Source organism: Aliiroseovarius marinus, assembly GCF_050881025.1.
In the GTDB taxonomy this organism is placed as follows: domain Bacteria; phylum Pseudomonadota; class Alphaproteobacteria; order Rhodobacterales; family Rhodobacteraceae; genus Aliiroseovarius; species Aliiroseovarius marinus_A.
This window is the reverse complement of record NZ_JBNNXQ010000003.1, coordinates 1-14,185: the sequence shown is the minus strand read 5'-3', so window position 1 is coordinate 14,185 and position 14,185 is coordinate 1. Positions and strand designations below refer to the sequence as shown.

Sequence of the window (14,185 nt, the reverse complement as noted above, 5' to 3'; positions counted from 1 at the left end):
AGAACATGTTAAATATGTAAAGCGGGGAAATAATGCATATCGGTATCCTGATGACCAACACGGATGAAAGCGATTTTGCCCAACAACATCCGAAGGATGGCGAAAAATGGACCGGTCTTTTGTCCCCGAAACGGCCGGATTGGCGCTTCACCACCTATGCGGTGAAAGACGGAGAATTTCCGAAAAGCGAGTCGCTTTGCGATGGCTGGGTGGTGACCGGAAGCCCGGCCTCTGTTCATGATGATGCGCCGTGGATTGCAGACTTGCTGGAACTGATTACCCGCATCAACGCCGCGCGCATTCCCATGATGGGGGCCTGTTTCGGCCATCAGGCCATCGCTTTGGCGCTTGGGGGCCGTGTCGAGGAAAATCCCAACGGCTGGGTGTTTGGGTCGGTTGAAATGGAGACCACCACCCCCACCCCCTGGACCGAGGTGAAACGGTTCTGGCAATATGGCGCACATATCGAACAGGTCACGAAACTTCCCATTGATGCGCGCGTGATCATGCGCCATGACGACTGCCCGATCGGCGGTTTTGCGATCGGAGACCACGTCTTCACCACTCAAAACCATCCCGAGATGAGCGGTGACTTCATTGCTGCCCTGATCGAGGAACTGGCCGATGAGAAACCCGACGCGGTGATTGCGCGCGCGCGTGCATCCCTGCCGCTGTCCGCGGATAACGGGATGTTTGCAGATTGGATTATTCGATTTTTTGAACTGGAACGCGCCGCCGCGTGACGATCAGTCAAGCGCGGCCAACAAATCCATCACGGTGACGCGGTCAAATTGCACATGGCGCACCATCAGCGCCTCTGCCTGATCAGCCTGGCCCGACAGGATCAGTTCCGCGATTTCGCGATGCTCGTGTGCGCTCTCGGCAATCGCACCGGCATACCGATACCGCGCCCGGTAATAGGCCAACAGCTTGCGCGCATTCATCTTGATCATCTCAAGAAGAAACGGATTGCCAGAAGCTTCACCAACCAATTTGTGGAACGCCAAGTTCAGCGCATAATACCCATCCGGGTCGTCATCGCCATGGGTCCGGGCATGGGCTTCGCAGGCCGCCACCACCTTCTCTAACGCCTCTTTTTGCGCAGAGGATATGCGCCGCGCCGCCAGCCCCGCCGCCTGACCTTCAAGGCGCGCATGGACTTCAAGTATGGCAAGAAACTCCTCAAGGCTTGGCCGAAACAAAACGGCCCCCTTGCGCGGTTGGCGCAACACCAGTCCCATTGCTTCAAGGCGCAGCAAAGCTTCCCGCAACGGGGTGCGCGAAACCCCGTAGCGGGCAATCAACGCGTTTTCGTCAATCGGATCGCCGGGGTTCAATTCCCCTTCGTCGATCCCTGACAAGATTGCATTCAGCACGGATTCGGTTTGACCAGCCATAGGGCGAGTTAAGCAAATCCCCATGTGAAATCCAGCCCTTACCCCGTGCGCCCCAAGGATTTGAGTGTTCTTTGCGTATCATTTCACCCCTGATCAAGGGCTTGGAAATGCGGAAAACCCTAACCTCTGGACATAAACTAAAACACTTCTGGCCCTATTTCTCACGCCCCATTCCGAGGTCATTATTTGATCAAAGAATCTCTGTTCCCACGGCCCGCTTCGCACGGGGAACCTTCAGTATCGGAGGACGTCATGGACGGTCAAATGAAAGAAAACGATCTTAGCCACGTGGTCGAAGCCGACAAGGCGCATGTGTGGCATCACCTCACCCAGCACAAAGCTCTTGAAACCGGCGACCCGCGCATCATTGTCGAGGGCAAAGGCATCAAGGTTTGGGACCAGAACGGCAAGGAATATATCGATGCCGTGTCGGGCGGGGTCTGGACTGTAAATGTGGGCTATGGCCGTGAAAGCATCGCGGATGTGGTGCGCGATCAGCTGGTGAAAATGAACTATTTCGCCGCTGCTGCAGGGTCGATCCCGGGCGCGCTCTTCTCTGAGAAACTGATCGAAAAGATGCCCGGCATGAGCCGCGTCTACATCACCAATTCAGGGTCCGAGGCGAACGAAAAAGCCTTCAAGATGATCCGTCAGATTGCACATAAAAAATACGGTGGGAAGAAGACCAAGATCTTGTATCGCGACCGTGACTATCACGGCTCGACACTGGCCACGATGTCGGCTGGCGGGCAGGATGAGCGCAACGCTCAATACGGCCCCTTCGCCCCTGATTTCATTCGCGTGCCCCATTGCATGGAGTACCGCAAGCACGAACTGGGGCTGGAGCATCTTTCGGGGGCTGAATTTGGCCGCGCGGCAGCAGATGCCATCGAAGATGTGATCCTGCGCGAAGGCGCGAACACCATCGGTGCGCTGTGCCTTGAACCCATTACCGCAGGCGGCGGCGTTATCGAAGCCCCCGAAGGCTATTGGGAGCGCGTGCAGGAGATTTGCACCAAATATGACATCCTTCTGCATATCGACGAAGTCGTCTGTGGACTGGGGCGCACCGGCACGTGGTTTGGCTATCAGCACTACGGCATCAAGCCCGATTTCGTCACCATGGCCAAAGGTGTGGCCTCTGGCTATGCGGCGATTGCCTGCTGCGTGACCACCGAGCGTGTGTTTGACATGTTCAAAGAAGACGCCTCGGATCCGATGGGGTATTTCCGCGACATCTCGACCTTTGGCGGCTGCACCGCCGGCCCTGCTGCTGCGCTGGAAAACCTGCGCATCATCGAGGATGAAGGCCTGCTGGAAAACACCACCAAGATGGGCGAACGCATGATCGCCAATCTGGAAGCGCTGGCTGAAAAACACGCTGTCATTGGGGACGTGCGCGGCAAGGGCCTGTTCCTTGGCGCCGAACTTGTGCAGGACCGGGAAACGAAAGAACCGGTGGACGAAAAGCTGGTTGCTGCCGTCGTTGCGGACTGCGGGGCGCAGGGCGTGATCATCGGCGCCACCAACCGCTCGCTTCCGGGGCGCAACAACACGCTGTGCTTCAGCCCCGCCCTGATCGCGACCGAACAGGACATTGATCGCATCTGTGATGCGGTCGACCAGGCACTGACCAAGGTATTTGGCTGAACCCGGTCAATCTGACCTGATGAAATCTGACAAAGGCGGTCCTGTTCTACGGGCCGCCTTTGCTGTATCAGAGCCGCGGTAAAAAGGAGTATCCCCATGTGGCCAGCCCCCATCACGTTGACCGGCACCCATGTCACGCTTGCCCCGCTTTCGATGGATCACGCCCCCGGCTTGCGCGCAGCCAGCGCTGATGGCGAACTGCACCGGCTGTGGTACACCACCGTGCCTGAGGCGGACGAAATGGAGAACGAAATCACCCGGCGTCTTTCCCTGCAGAAAGCCGGAACCATGGTGCCATTTTGTGTTATGACCCCGGACGGCACCCCTGTGGGGATGACCACCTATATGAATATTGACGCGACAAACCGGCGGTTGGAAATCGGGTCAACATGGTATCGAAAGTCGGTACAACGCGGCCCCTTGAATACCGAAGCAAAGCGGCTCCTGCTCTCGCATGCCTTTGACGATCTGAACTGCATCGCGGTAGAGCTGCGCACCCATTTCATGAACCACCAAAGCCGCACCGCGATCGAACGGCTGGGGGCTAAACTTGACGGTGTGCTGCGCAGCCATATGGATCAGGGCAACGGTGTTATCCGGGATACGGCCGTCTATTCGATCATTGCCTCTGAATGGCCCGCTATACGCGCCAATCTGACATGGAAGCTTGAAAAGCCAAGGTAATAAGGGCTTTCACGGCAAGGTGATCACAGCACGCTGGACAATTGTTCATTTTGTTCTATATTTGTTCTCATTCCTGATATAGTCGGAGATGAGATCATGCCCACAGCCAACACCTTGCCGCCTACGCCCAAGCAAGTGGACTATGCCCGCGCGATTTCGACCCGCCTGGGCGAAGCGATCCCGGCCGAGATGATCCATGACCGCGCGGCTCTTTCGGGTTGGATTGGCGCACATCAGGCGCAGCTGAAAGCACGCAGTGCTCAACCGCGTGACAGCCGCGCCACGTCGCGACAGGTGGCCTATGCCGAGCGGATCGCGCGCGCCAAACGGCGCAGCGTTCCAGACGAATGTTTTCGGGATGCGGGCCTGATGTCTGCATGGATTTCGTCAAACCGCTGACCGATTTGGATATATCCAGATTGCACCCAAACTAGGTCCACGCTATGCTCCGCTCATGGCTGCACCTGTTGAAACTTTCTTTCTGGATCCCGACGCCCAAGGCACGCTGCAGGCGCAGATCCAACAAATGATTGCCGAGGCGATCCTGTCTGGTCGTTTGCCACGCGGCGAGAAGCTGCCCTCGACCCGAAAGCTGTCCAATCACCTCGGGGTCAGCCGTATCACGGTCACACTTGCCTATACCGAACTTCAGGCGAACGACTATCTGACGTCACGCGGACGATCCGGGTTCTACGTGTCGGAAAACGCACCAGAACCGCCCAGCTTCCAGCCCCGCTCGCGCGGCGAGGACAAAGTGGACTGGCATCGCGCCATCGGCCATCAGTTCACCGGAGGGTCAACCCCGCGCAAACCCCTGGACTGGCGGCAACAGAAATACCCGTTCATCTATGGTCAATCGGACCCAACACTGTTTGACCACAACGCCTGGCGACTTTGCGCGCTGCGAGCGCTGGGGCAAAAAGATCATGCCGCGATGATGGGGGACTATTATGATCAGGATGATCCGCAGCTGATCGAGTTTATTGCCCGCCATATCCTGCCCCGGCGCGGCATATTGGCGAAACCGGAAGAAATCCTGATCACCATGGGGGCACAGAACGCGCTTTGGATGTCGGCGCAGGTGCTTTTGACTCAGCGGCGCATGGCGGCCATTGAAGACCCCTGCTATTATTCGCTGCGTGATATCCTGACCCAAAGCCGGTGCCATCTTGTCCAGATCCCGGTGGATCGCGACGGTCTGCCCCCGGAAGCCCTGCCCGATGGAACGGACGTGATTTTCACAACCCCAAGCCATCAAAGCCCAACCACGGCAACCATGTCGATCGAGCGGCGCAAAGCGCTTTTGGACCGCGCACGCGCGCTGGATGCGCTGGTGGTTGAAGACGATTACGACTTTGAAATGTCCTTCCTGAAACCACCCTCGCCCGCGCTGAAATCCCTGGATCGTGAAGGCCGGGTGATCTATGTGGGCAGCTTCTCGAAATCACTATTTCCCGGTCTTCGGCTTGGCTATATCGTCGGCTCAGAGCCCTTTATCCGCGAGGCGCGCGCCCTCAGATCCGCGGTTCTGCGCCACCCCCCCGGCCTGATCCAGCGCACCGTCGCCTATTTCCTGTCATTGGGGCACTATGATGCGCTGATCCGTCGGATTGGAAATGCCTATCAAGAGCGGCGCGAGGTCATGAACCGTGCCATCGACGAAACGGGGCTGACCCTGTCAGGACGCGGTGTTTTTGGTGGTTCGGCCTTCTGGATGGAAGCCCCGCATGGCATTGACACGACAGAACTTGCCGAACGTCTGCTGGAGAAAAGCGTCCTGATCGAACCGGGGGCGCCGTTCTTTCGCGGCCCCAGCCAGCCGCGCAATTACTACCGCATCGCCTACAGCTCTATTCCGGCCAACCGGATCACCACCGGGATATCTCTGATCGGTCAAGAAATCGCCAATATGCGCTGATCTGGAATCAAACGGCGAACCCAACTGGCCCTATAGAGCATCGCGTGGCCTGCCTAAAAATACTCGCAACATCAATGTCGGGGACGGATCGAATCCCACCCCTTCCACCCCCAGGGAGAGCCGCTCATGAAAATGACCACCGAAGAAGCCTTTGTAAAAGTGCTGCAGATGCACGGGATTGAACATGCCTTTGGCATTATCGGGTCGGCCATGATGCCGATCTCTGACATTTTCCCCGATGCGGGCATCACGTTCTGGGACTGTGCCCACGAAGGTTCAGGCGGCATGATGGCCGATGGCTACACCCGCGCCACCGGCAAAATGTCGATGATGATCGCGCAGAACGGCCCCGGCATCACCAACTTCGTGACCGCCGTAAAGACCGCTTACTGGAACCACACCCCGCTGCTCTTGGTGACCCCGCAGGCCGCCAACAAAACCATCGGCCAAGGTGGCTTTCAGGAAATGGAACAAATGCGCATGTTTGCCGATTGTGTGGCCTATCAGGAAGAGGTGCGCGACCCCTCTCGCGTGGCCGAGGTTCTGAACCGCGTGATCATGAATGCCAAGCGGGCTTCGGCCCCCGCGCAGCTGAACATTCCGCGCGACATGTGGACCCAGGTGATCGATATCGAGCTGCCTGCCATTGTCGATTTCGAACGTCCCTCAGGCGGTGAGGATGCTGTGGCCGAGGCCGCGCGCCTGATCTCGGAAGCCAAGAACCCGGTCATCCTGAACGGCGCCGGTGTGGTGCTGTCGCGCGGCGGCATCGACGCGTCAAAACGGCTTGCCGAACGTCTGGATGCGCCGGTTTGCGTAGGCTATCAGCACAATGACGCCTTCCCCGGCTCGCACCCGCTGTTCGCAGGCCCCTTGGGCTATAATGGCTCGAAAGCCGGTATGGAGCTGATCAAAGAGGCCGACGTGGTGCTGTGCCTTGGCACCCGACTGAACCCGTTTTCCACCCTGCCCGGCTATGGCATGGAATACTGGCCAAACGACGCCAAGATCATTCAGGTCGACATCAACGCCGACCGGATCGGGCTGACCAAAACGGTCAGTGTTGGCATCATCGGTGACGCCGCCAAAGTGGCCGAAGGCATCCTGTCGCGCCTGTCTGATACCGCAGGTGACGCAGGCCGCGAAGAGCGCAAAGCCCGTATCGCCACCACGAAATCGGCCTGGGCCCAGCAATTGACCGAGATGACCCACGAAGACGACGATCCGGGCACCACCTGGAACGAGCGCGCCCGTGCGGACAAACCCGACTGGATGAGCCCGCGCATGGCATGGCGCGCCATCCAACAGGCGCTGCCGAAAGAGGCGATCATCTCGTCTGATATCGGCAACAACTGCGCAATCGGGAATGCCTATCCGTCGTTCGAGGATGGCCGCAAATATCTTGCACCGGGTCTGTTTGGTCCCTGTGGCTATGGTCTTCCGGCCGTTGTCGGCGCCAAGATCGGTTGCCCGGATGTGCCGGTTGTGGGCTTTTCGGGCGATGGTGCCTTTGGCATTGCCGTGACCGAACTGACCGCCATCGGCCGCGAGGAATGGCCCGCCGTAACCCAAGTGGTGTTCCGCAACTATCAATGGGGTGCGGAAAAGCGGAACTCGACCCTGTGGTTTGACGACAACTTCGTTGGCACAGAGCTGGACCAGCAAGTGTCCTATGCCGGCATTGCCAGTGCCTGTGGCCTGAAAGGCGTTGTGGCGCGCACCATGGACGAGTTGACAGCGGCACTTAATCAGGCGGTCGAGGACCAGAAGAACGGCATCACCACCCTGATTGAAGCCATGATCAATCAGGAATTGGGCGAACCCTTCCGCCGCGATGCAATGAAGAAACCGGTCCGCGTGGCCGGGATCAGCAAAGACGACATGCGCCCGCAAGAGGTGTGATGTGACCCGCTTGGGCGCCCCTGTTGCGGTCGCGCCCAAGCCTCTCTCGGTACGGGGTGGACTTTTCGACCATCCCGTTTCGACCCCGAGTTTCCAGGGCATTTGCCCCAAGCTGCGAGATCCAAGATGAAACCGCTTGAGACGCTTTTGAAGAACGCAGCCCGGTCGAAACACCGGATCATCTTGTCAGAGGGCAGCGACCCTCGCGTTGTGGAAGCGGCCCATACTGCCGTCACGCAAAGCATTGCGAAAATTGGCTTGGTGGGGAACGAGGCCGACATTCGCGCTGAATTCGCGGCCCAGAAACGTGACATACCAGACGGGATCACCCTGCATGATCCCGCAACTTCGCCGCTGACAGATGCGCTGGCTGACCTCTACTACGACCTGCGTAAACACAAAGGCATGACGCAGGAAGAAGCGCGCGACGTCGCGCAACTGCCCCACGTCTTTGCTGCTCTCATGGTGAAGTCAGGCCATGCCGACGGCACCGTGGGCGGCGCGGTGGCGACCACGGCAGACATCGTTCGCGCCGCCATTCAGGTCATCGGAACAAAACCCGACACCAAACTTGTATCGTCCTTTTTCCTGATGCTGTTTTGCGAAAGCCATCATGATCGCAAAGGCGCCCTGATCTTTGCCGACAGCGGTCTTGTGGTGGACCCGGATGCCGAAGAGATGGCGCAAATTGCGATCAGTTCGGCAGATTCTCTGGATCGGTTGATCGGGAAAGTGCCTCGTGTGGCGATGCTGTCATTTTCAACGCGCGGCAGCGCGGAACATGATGCGGTGTCAAAAGTGGTCACTGCCACGGGCATCGTGCGCGACCGCCGCCCCGATATTCTGGTGGATGGAGAGCTTCAGTTCGACGCGGCCTTTGTGCCCGATGTCGCCGCCCGCAAGGCCGAAGACAGCCCCTTGAAAGGCAACGCAAATGTTTTCATCTTTCCCAATCTGGAAAGCGGAAACATCGCCTATAAAATTGCTCAACGCATGGGAGGCGCGGTTGCGATTGGTCCGGTATTGCAAGGATTGGCCAAGCCGGCAAATGACCTGTCGCGCGGCTGTTCTGCCGAAGATATCCTGCATATGATCGCCGTGACCGCCGCGCAGGCCAACGCCCAGAATTAAGCGCTGGACGCACAAGCAATGGCCAGGATGGTTCCGTTGACAATCTCGTCAACACTCGCGCCGCGGCTGAGATCACAGATCGGTGCGCGAAAGCCCTGAAGAATGGGACCATAGGCGCGTGCGCCTGCCAGTTGAACCATGAGTTTGTAGGCGATGTTTCCCGCATCTAAATTGGGAAAGATCAGCACATTGGCATCGCCGCCTGCGCAGCCTTTTTGTTGTGCCGTCGCTGGATCAAGTGCGGCATCCGCCTGAACGGGGCCGGTGAACCCTGTACGCTGCGCAACCGCACGCATCTTTTCCACCGTTGCCCCCGCGCCCGAATGCCCTGTCGAGAAAGACAAAAGCGCCACATCCGCATGGCCCAGCAAAGCCTCGGCCCGCCGGGCGGTTGCCGTTGCAATATCCGCCAGCGCGGTCTCGTCAGGGTCCACATTCACCGCGCAATCGGCAAACAGGAATGCGCGGCCATCCGGGAAATCCATCAGAAAGAAACTTGATACGGTATCTATTCCGGGTTCGATGCCGATCGCCAAAGAGGCGGCCTCGATCACGCGCCGCGTAGGCGCCACCGCCCCTGCGACCAAAAGATCAGCCTGCCCGGCCCCCACCATTGCTGCAGCGCGGATCAAGGGACGGTTCAACAGGCGACCCGCAATCGCCGCGCGCATGCCGCGTTGCGCAACCAGCTGATCGGTCAGGCGGTTGTTGGCGTCTGCAACCGGGACCGGAACAGCCAGACCTTCCTGTGACAATCGACGCGCGGCCTCGGCAATACGAGGATCGTCCATTTCAGGCAAAACAACCCGTGCCTGCCTTTGGCGAGCGATCTCATAGGCGCGGTCTAAGGGGCGGGTCATGGGCGGCTTTCAACAGGTCAGTTGCGAGTGACTGCTGCCCTATAGAGCGAAAACACCACGAAGATCAACGCAGCCGTCACAATGATCGACGGTCCGGCCGGTGTATCCAACTTGAGCGACGCATAGAGCCCCCCTCCGCTGGCGGCCCAGCCAACCAATACGGAACCGATGGCCATCTGGACAGGACGATTGCTCACCTGACGCGCGGCCATTGCCGGGATGATCAACATGGCAGAAACCAGCAAAGCACCAACGATTTTCAGCGATACCGCGACCACCAAAGCGATGCCCATCGACAGGATCAGGCCTTCACGTGTTGGGTTCAGCCCCGCCGCTGCGGCCAGATCCCGGCTCAAGCTAGATAAAAGCAGCTTGGACCAACGCCAGATGATCACACCCGCGACCACCAAGGCGCCGCTCCACACCAACACAAGGTCACTGCGTGTGACGGCTAGGATGTCTCCAAACAGGTATGACGCAAGATCAACCCGCACCCCGGGTGCGAAGGATATGGCCACAAGCCCCGCAGAAAGAGCACCAAAAGACAACACCCCAAGGCCGCTGTCGGGCGTTTCACCGCGCGCCATCAGCCAGGTCACGGTCAGGGCCATCGCCACCGCGACAATCAACGTGCCCAAGGTGATCGGCAGCGAAAACAAAAGCGCCAGCGCCACGCCCAGAATTGCCGCATGGGCCGTCGCGTCGCCGAAATAGGCCATCCGCCGCCAAACAACAAAAGCCCCAAGCGGGCCGGTTGCCACGCAAAGCCCGACAGCGGCAAGACCTGAACGCACCAAGAAATCATCAAGCATGGTCCGACGGGTCCTTATCATGAGCGTGCTGGTGATCGTGTCCGCAATCAGTATCGCAATCACCGTGATTGTGATCATGAACATGCTGATACAAGGCCAGCGCACCCTGCGTTCCATGCCCAAAAAGCGCGCGATATTCCGGTGCGTCACGCACCACTTGCGGCTGGCCTTCGCAACACACGTGCCGGTTCAGGCAGATCACACGATCAGACGCGCTCATCACCACGTGAAGGTCATGAGACACCATCAAAACAGCCGCGCCGGTGGCGTGGCGAACGGCTTCAATCAGCCGGTAAAACGCGGCTTCGCCCGGTTGATCAAGCCCCTGCGTTGGTTCATCCAGCACCAAAAGCTGCGGGTGATTCAAAAGCGCTCTCGCCAACAAAACGCGCTGCAATTGCCCGCCTGACAAGGTCGATATTTGCCGCCGCTCCGCCCCCTGCATGCCAACCTGCGCTAACACCTGTGCAATTTCCGTGCGCGGGTGGCGACGTGGCAGGTTCAGGAAATCCAACACGGGCATCGGCATGCTGGATTCAATCACCAGCTTTTGCGGGACATAGCCCACCCGCAGCCCTTCTTTTCGAACCAAATCTCCACTTGCAGTGCGCAGGCCCATCAGCGCGCCCAGCAACGTGGATTTACCCGACCCATTTGGGCCGACGATCGTGACGATTTCCCCGGCATCGATCTGGAAATCCACATGGTCGAGGATCGTTTCTCCGCCCGCCTGAACAGTCAGGCCGCGTGCCGTGATGAGCCTCATGCGTTGCTGCCTGTACGGCAGGAAGGGCACAGCCCTAGCGCCTCAAGATTGGTGCGTTCGACTTGGAAGCCGATTTCCTGGCTTTCCGCATCAACCATGGCCCGCACATCATCAGCCAGCAATTCTTCAACCGCTTTACAGGACCGGCAAATCAGAAAAAGCGGCGCGTGGGATTGCTCTGGCCCAGTGCAGGCGGCAAAGGCGTTGAGCCTGCGGATGCGGTGCGCCAAACCCTGATCCACCAAAAATTCAAGCGCGCGATAAGCGACCGGAGGTTGTGACCCAAACCCATCACTGGACAGTTTTTCCAGCACCTCATAGGCGCCCATCGCGCGATGTTCATGCAGCAGGATTTCTAACGTGCGCCGCCGAACGGGCGTGAGACGCGCGCCCGTATCCCGGCAATGCTGCTCCGCCCGATCCAGAGCAGTTTTCGTACATTTGGCGTGATCATGGTCACCAAAGGCGGACCCGGGTTGAGCGGTCATATTGACACCGTCATATTTGTTATAGTATCACATCACATGATATAAGATTACATCCAGAGACACAAGGTCACCATGTTCAAAACTCTTCTTGCCGCTGCCAGCCTCGCGCCGATCGCTGCCTTCTCTGAAACCCCTAAGGTTATCACCGACATCGCGCCTGTGCATGCCTTGGTGACCCAAGTCATGGCGGGTGTCGGCGAACCCGTGCTTTTGATGCCTCAGGGCGACAATCCGCATAACTTCCAGCTGCGGCCTTCGCAGATGGGCGCTATTCAGGACGCCGACCTGTTTGTTTGGATCGGCCCGGAACTGATGCCCGCCCTGGAACGTGCGCGCAACGCCGCAGATGGTCTCACAGCATTGTCCCTGCTTCACGTGCCCGGACTTGAAACCCTGACCACGGATCACGTGCATGATCACGACCACGATCATGACCATGCCGAGCATGACGATCACAATGACGATCATGACGAGCACAATCACGATGACCATGAACATGAGACGTCTCATGACGACGACCACAGCGAGCACGCGGATCACAAAGACAGCGATCACGGGCATGATGAAGAGGCACATAAGGATCATGATCACGACAGCCATGATCATGATGAGCACGAAGAGGATCATGGGACAGCACAGGGCGAGGCCAAGCGGCTGGACCCCCATGTTTGGCTTTCCCCGGCCAGCGCGATGGTTTGGCTGGATGCCATTGCAGACGAGCTGTCCAAAATCGACCCGGACAATGCCGCGCTGTATCACGAAAATGCACATAAGGCCGAAGAAAGCTATGCCACGCTCGACGCAAAAATCGATGCCCTGCTTGAGCCGGTGCACGAGAAGGGGTTCATCGTGGCCCATGACGCTTACAGATATTTTAACAATCGCTATGATCTGAACCAGAAAGGAACGCTCAGCGAAAGCGATGCAGCCTCGCCAAGTGCGGCACGTCTGGCAGAGATTGAAGAGCTGACGCGCTCAGGCGAGATTACCTGCGTTTTCATGGAGCCTGGTCATTACGAGGGGCTGATGTCAGAGTTCAGCAAATCTGACGGGGTTCGTGTTGGCATGCTGGACCCTACGGGGCAGGATATTCCGATTGGGGCAGACATGCTGGCGGGTCTTCTGTGGATGCACGCCAACGCAGTGCATGACTGCTTGTCCGGCAAGTAACGCCGACCGAAAATATCCAGCGTTTCGCTGGTGCCTGTCACCGACAAAGCACCGAACCGCATGCCGCCAACGCAGGCGCGTGGCTAAAACAATCAAAGCCGGGCAAGGATGACCTGCCCGGCTTTTGCCATTCCCTACTGTCCCACATACCGCTCAAAAGTCCTCCCAATCATCCATATCGGGGTCTTCTGTTGGGGCGGGGTTTGGCCTGTTTTCCAAAGCGGCCTGCCTGTCCAGAGCGGTGGTCCCGTCAGTCGCGAGGGATGGTGGCTGGCCTGGCAGCTCCGTCGACGGGGTGGCGGTGTCCGGGTCAGGATATCCGGGGCCTGTGATATCGTCAGCTGTGGTCGGGCCCGGCCCTTGAACCGGCCCGTGAAGCAGGTTGTCCGGCGCGAGCCTCTCGTGCCCGGTGTTGAAGTTGCGCATCGTGGTCATCAGCGTGTCCGCCTCACGCGTCAGCGCATGGCTGGCGGCCGTTGTTTCTTCAAACATCGCGGCATTTTGTTGCGTCACCTGGTCCAGCTGGTTCACCGCCGAGTTGATCTCGGCCAGGCCGCTGCTTTGTTCCTGTGCAGATGTGGCGATCTCGCCCACATTGCGGCTGATTTCATTCACGCTGTCGACAATCCCCGACAGCGCAGAGCCCGCCTGGTCAACCAGTTCCACACCGCGTTTCACATGCCCGCCCGAGGCCGAGATCAGCCCGTTGATCTCGCGCGCGGCATCCGACGAGCGCTGCGCCAGTGCGCGCACTTCCGAGGCCACCACCGCAAACCCCCGCCCGGCTTCGCCCGCCCGGGCCGCTTCGACCCCGGCATTCAGCGCCAACAGGTTGGTCTGGAACGCGATATCGTCAATCACACCCGTGATTTTCGAGATCTGCTGCGACGAGCTTTCAATCTCGCCCATGGCGCCAACCGCCTCTCGCACAACCGCGCCCGAAGCTTCCGCATTTTCGCGCGCCGTTTCCACAACTTCACGCGCATGCGCCGCCCCATCCGCGGCCGAGCGCACCGAGGACGTCAGCTCGTCCAGCGCCGCCGCCGTTTCCTCAAGCGTCGCCGCCTGATGTTCCGTCCGGCGCGACAGGTCATCCGCCGCGTTCGAGATTTCGCTCGCTTCGCCCTGGATCAGGTCCGCATTCTCGACCACGCCGCACATCGCCGCCCGAAGCTTGTCCGATGCCGTGTTGAAATCCGCCCGAAGCTGTTCGTATTTGGCATCAAACGCCGTATCGATACGGATCGTCAGATCCCCATCTGACAGCTGGCCAAGACCCACACGCAGCGCATCCACAACCGCGGCCTGCGCCGCCTCCATCTCAGCACGCTCCCCCTCCGCACGCAAAATCGCCTCATGCGACTGCGTAACATCATTCCCGATCAATACGATCCGAAGTAGATGGCC

General features: G+C 58.9%; 14 protein-coding genes. 8 read left to right on the top strand and 6 right to left on the bottom strand.

The features are described 5' to 3' along the window. Positions 1 to 32: 32 nt before the first annotated feature. Positions 33 to 743, top strand: a complete 711-nt coding sequence (locus ACRY08_RS09265; protein WP_432449637.1) for a type 1 glutamine amidotransferase — start codon at positions 33 to 35, stop codon at positions 741 to 743. Positions 744 to 746: 3 nt separating this feature from the next. On the opposite strand, the gene ACRY08_RS09260 is transcribed toward ACRY08_RS09265, so the two are convergent. Continuing rightward, positions 747 to 1,397, bottom strand: coding sequence for a GntR family transcriptional regulator (locus ACRY08_RS09260; RefSeq protein ID WP_432449636.1), 651 nt, complete (start codon positions 1,395 to 1,397; stop codon positions 747 to 749). A 252-nt stretch (positions 1,398 to 1,649) separates the two neighbouring features. On the opposite strand from ACRY08_RS09260, the gene ACRY08_RS09255 reads away from it, so the two are divergent. The 6 genes from ACRY08_RS09255 (at position 1,650) to pta (ending at position 8,682) form a co-directional block, all read left to right on the top strand. After that, on the top strand, positions 1,650 to 3,047 hold the full coding sequence (locus ACRY08_RS09255) for an aspartate aminotransferase family protein (protein WP_432449635.1): 1,398 nt from the start codon (positions 1,650 to 1,652) through the stop codon (positions 3,045 to 3,047). A 96-nt stretch (positions 3,048 to 3,143) separates the two neighbouring features. Then, entirely contained in the window at positions 3,144 to 3,731 is a 588-nt protein-coding gene (locus ACRY08_RS09250; protein ID WP_432449634.1) for a GNAT family N-acetyltransferase, read from the top strand. Positions 3,732 to 3,827: 96 nt separating this feature from the next. Beyond that, the gene (locus tag ACRY08_RS09245; protein WP_432449633.1) at positions 3,828 to 4,130 is read left to right on the top strand and encodes a hypothetical protein; all 303 of its coding nucleotides are present in this window, start codon (positions 3,828 to 3,830) and stop codon (positions 4,128 to 4,130) included. A 55-nt stretch (positions 4,131 to 4,185) separates the two neighbouring features. Further along, complete coding sequence (locus tag ACRY08_RS09240; protein ID WP_432449632.1) at positions 4,186 to 5,649, top strand: PLP-dependent aminotransferase family protein; 1,464 nt, start codon at positions 4,186 to 4,188, stop codon at positions 5,647 to 5,649. Between the two features lie 126 nt (positions 5,650 to 5,775). Further along, complete coding sequence (gene xsc, locus ACRY08_RS09235; RefSeq protein ID WP_432449631.1) at positions 5,776 to 7,551, top strand: sulfoacetaldehyde acetyltransferase; 1,776 nt, start codon at positions 5,776 to 5,778, stop codon at positions 7,549 to 7,551. A gap of 126 nt (positions 7,552 to 7,677) precedes the next feature. Further along, positions 7,678 to 8,682, top strand: coding sequence for a phosphate acetyltransferase (pta, locus tag ACRY08_RS09230; protein WP_432449630.1), 1,005 nt, complete (start codon positions 7,678 to 7,680; stop codon positions 8,680 to 8,682). On the opposite strand, the gene ACRY08_RS09225 is transcribed toward pta, so the two are convergent. Genes ACRY08_RS09225 through ACRY08_RS09210 form a run of 4 tightly spaced genes read right to left on the bottom strand, consistent with a single transcriptional unit; the run spans position 8,679 to position 11,608 of the window. Then, complete coding sequence (locus ACRY08_RS09225; protein WP_432449629.1) at positions 8,679 to 9,542, bottom strand: phosphate acyltransferase; 864 nt, start codon at positions 9,540 to 9,542, stop codon at positions 8,679 to 8,681. The two genes, pta and ACRY08_RS09225, sit on opposite strands and share 4 nt — an antisense overlap. A 17-nt stretch (positions 9,543 to 9,559) precedes the next feature. Further along, on the bottom strand, positions 9,560 to 10,354 hold the full coding sequence (locus ACRY08_RS09220) for a metal ABC transporter permease (protein WP_432449628.1): 795 nt from the start codon (positions 10,352 to 10,354) through the stop codon (positions 9,560 to 9,562). Then, positions 10,347 to 11,120 (bottom strand): metal ABC transporter ATP-binding protein, encoded by a 774-nt coding sequence (locus ACRY08_RS09215; protein ID WP_432449627.1) that lies wholly within the window; start codon positions 11,118 to 11,120, stop codon positions 10,347 to 10,349. Before ACRY08_RS09215 ends, ACRY08_RS09220 begins: the two co-directional genes overlap by 8 nt. Further along, positions 11,117 to 11,608 carry a Fur family transcriptional regulator gene (locus ACRY08_RS09210; RefSeq protein WP_432448864.1) on the bottom strand — a complete coding sequence of 164 codons (492 nt, stop codon included), beginning with the start codon at positions 11,606 to 11,608 and terminating at the stop codon, positions 11,117 to 11,119. Before ACRY08_RS09210 ends, ACRY08_RS09215 begins: the two co-directional genes overlap by 4 nt. Before the next feature lie 72 nt (positions 11,609 to 11,680). Between ACRY08_RS09210 and ACRY08_RS09205 the strand changes: the two genes are divergently transcribed. Then, positions 11,681 to 12,778 (top strand): zinc ABC transporter substrate-binding protein, encoded by a 1,098-nt coding sequence (locus ACRY08_RS09205; protein WP_432448865.1) that lies wholly within the window; start codon positions 11,681 to 11,683, stop codon positions 12,776 to 12,778. Between the two features lie 153 nt (positions 12,779 to 12,931). Here ACRY08_RS09205 and ACRY08_RS09200 read toward each other — a convergent pair. Beyond that, positions 12,932 to 14,185, bottom strand: a 1,254-nt coding sequence (locus ACRY08_RS09200) for a methyl-accepting chemotaxis protein (RefSeq protein WP_432449626.1), incomplete at its 5' end; no start/stop codon positions are given.

Bases quoted from the DNA above. Each gene is read 5' to 3' on its own strand.
- ACRY08_RS09255 (WP_432449635.1), top strand. From the start codon at position 1,650: ATGGACGGTCAAATGAAAGAAAACGATCTTAGCCACGTGGTCGAAGCC.
- ACRY08_RS09260 (WP_432449636.1), bottom strand. From the start codon at position 1,397: ATGGCTGGTCAAACCGAATCCGTGCTGAATGCAATCTTGTCAGGGATC.
- ACRY08_RS09210 (WP_432448864.1), bottom strand. From the start codon at position 11,608: ATGACCGCTCAACCCGGGTCCGCCTTTGGTGACCATGATCACGCCAAA.
- ACRY08_RS09240 (WP_432449632.1), top strand. From the start codon at position 4,186: ATGGCTGCACCTGTTGAAACTTTCTTTCTGGATCCCGACGCCCAAGGC.
- ACRY08_RS09220 (WP_432449628.1), bottom strand. From the start codon at position 10,354: ATGCTTGATGATTTCTTGGTGCGTTCAGGTCTTGCCGCTGTCGGGCTT.
- ACRY08_RS09215 (WP_432449627.1), bottom strand. From the start codon at position 11,120: ATGAGGCTCATCACGGCACGCGGCCTGACTGTTCAGGCGGGCGGAGAA.
- ACRY08_RS09245 (WP_432449633.1), top strand. From the start codon at position 3,828: ATGCCCACAGCCAACACCTTGCCGCCTACGCCCAAGCAAGTGGACTAT.
- ACRY08_RS09205 (WP_432448865.1), top strand. From the start codon at position 11,681: ATGTTCAAAACTCTTCTTGCCGCTGCCAGCCTCGCGCCGATCGCTGCC.
- ACRY08_RS09225 (WP_432449629.1), bottom strand. From the start codon at position 9,542: ATGACCCGCCCCTTAGACCGCGCCTATGAGATCGCTCGCCAAAGGCAG.
- xsc (WP_432449631.1), top strand. From the start codon at position 5,776: ATGAAAATGACCACCGAAGAAGCCTTTGTAAAAGTGCTGCAGATGCAC.
- ACRY08_RS09250 (WP_432449634.1), top strand. From the start codon at position 3,144: ATGTGGCCAGCCCCCATCACGTTGACCGGCACCCATGTCACGCTTGCC.
- pta (WP_432449630.1), top strand. From the start codon at position 7,678: ATGAAACCGCTTGAGACGCTTTTGAAGAACGCAGCCCGGTCGAAACAC.
- ACRY08_RS09265 (WP_432449637.1), top strand. From the start codon at position 33: ATGCATATCGGTATCCTGATGACCAACACGGATGAAAGCGATTTTGCC.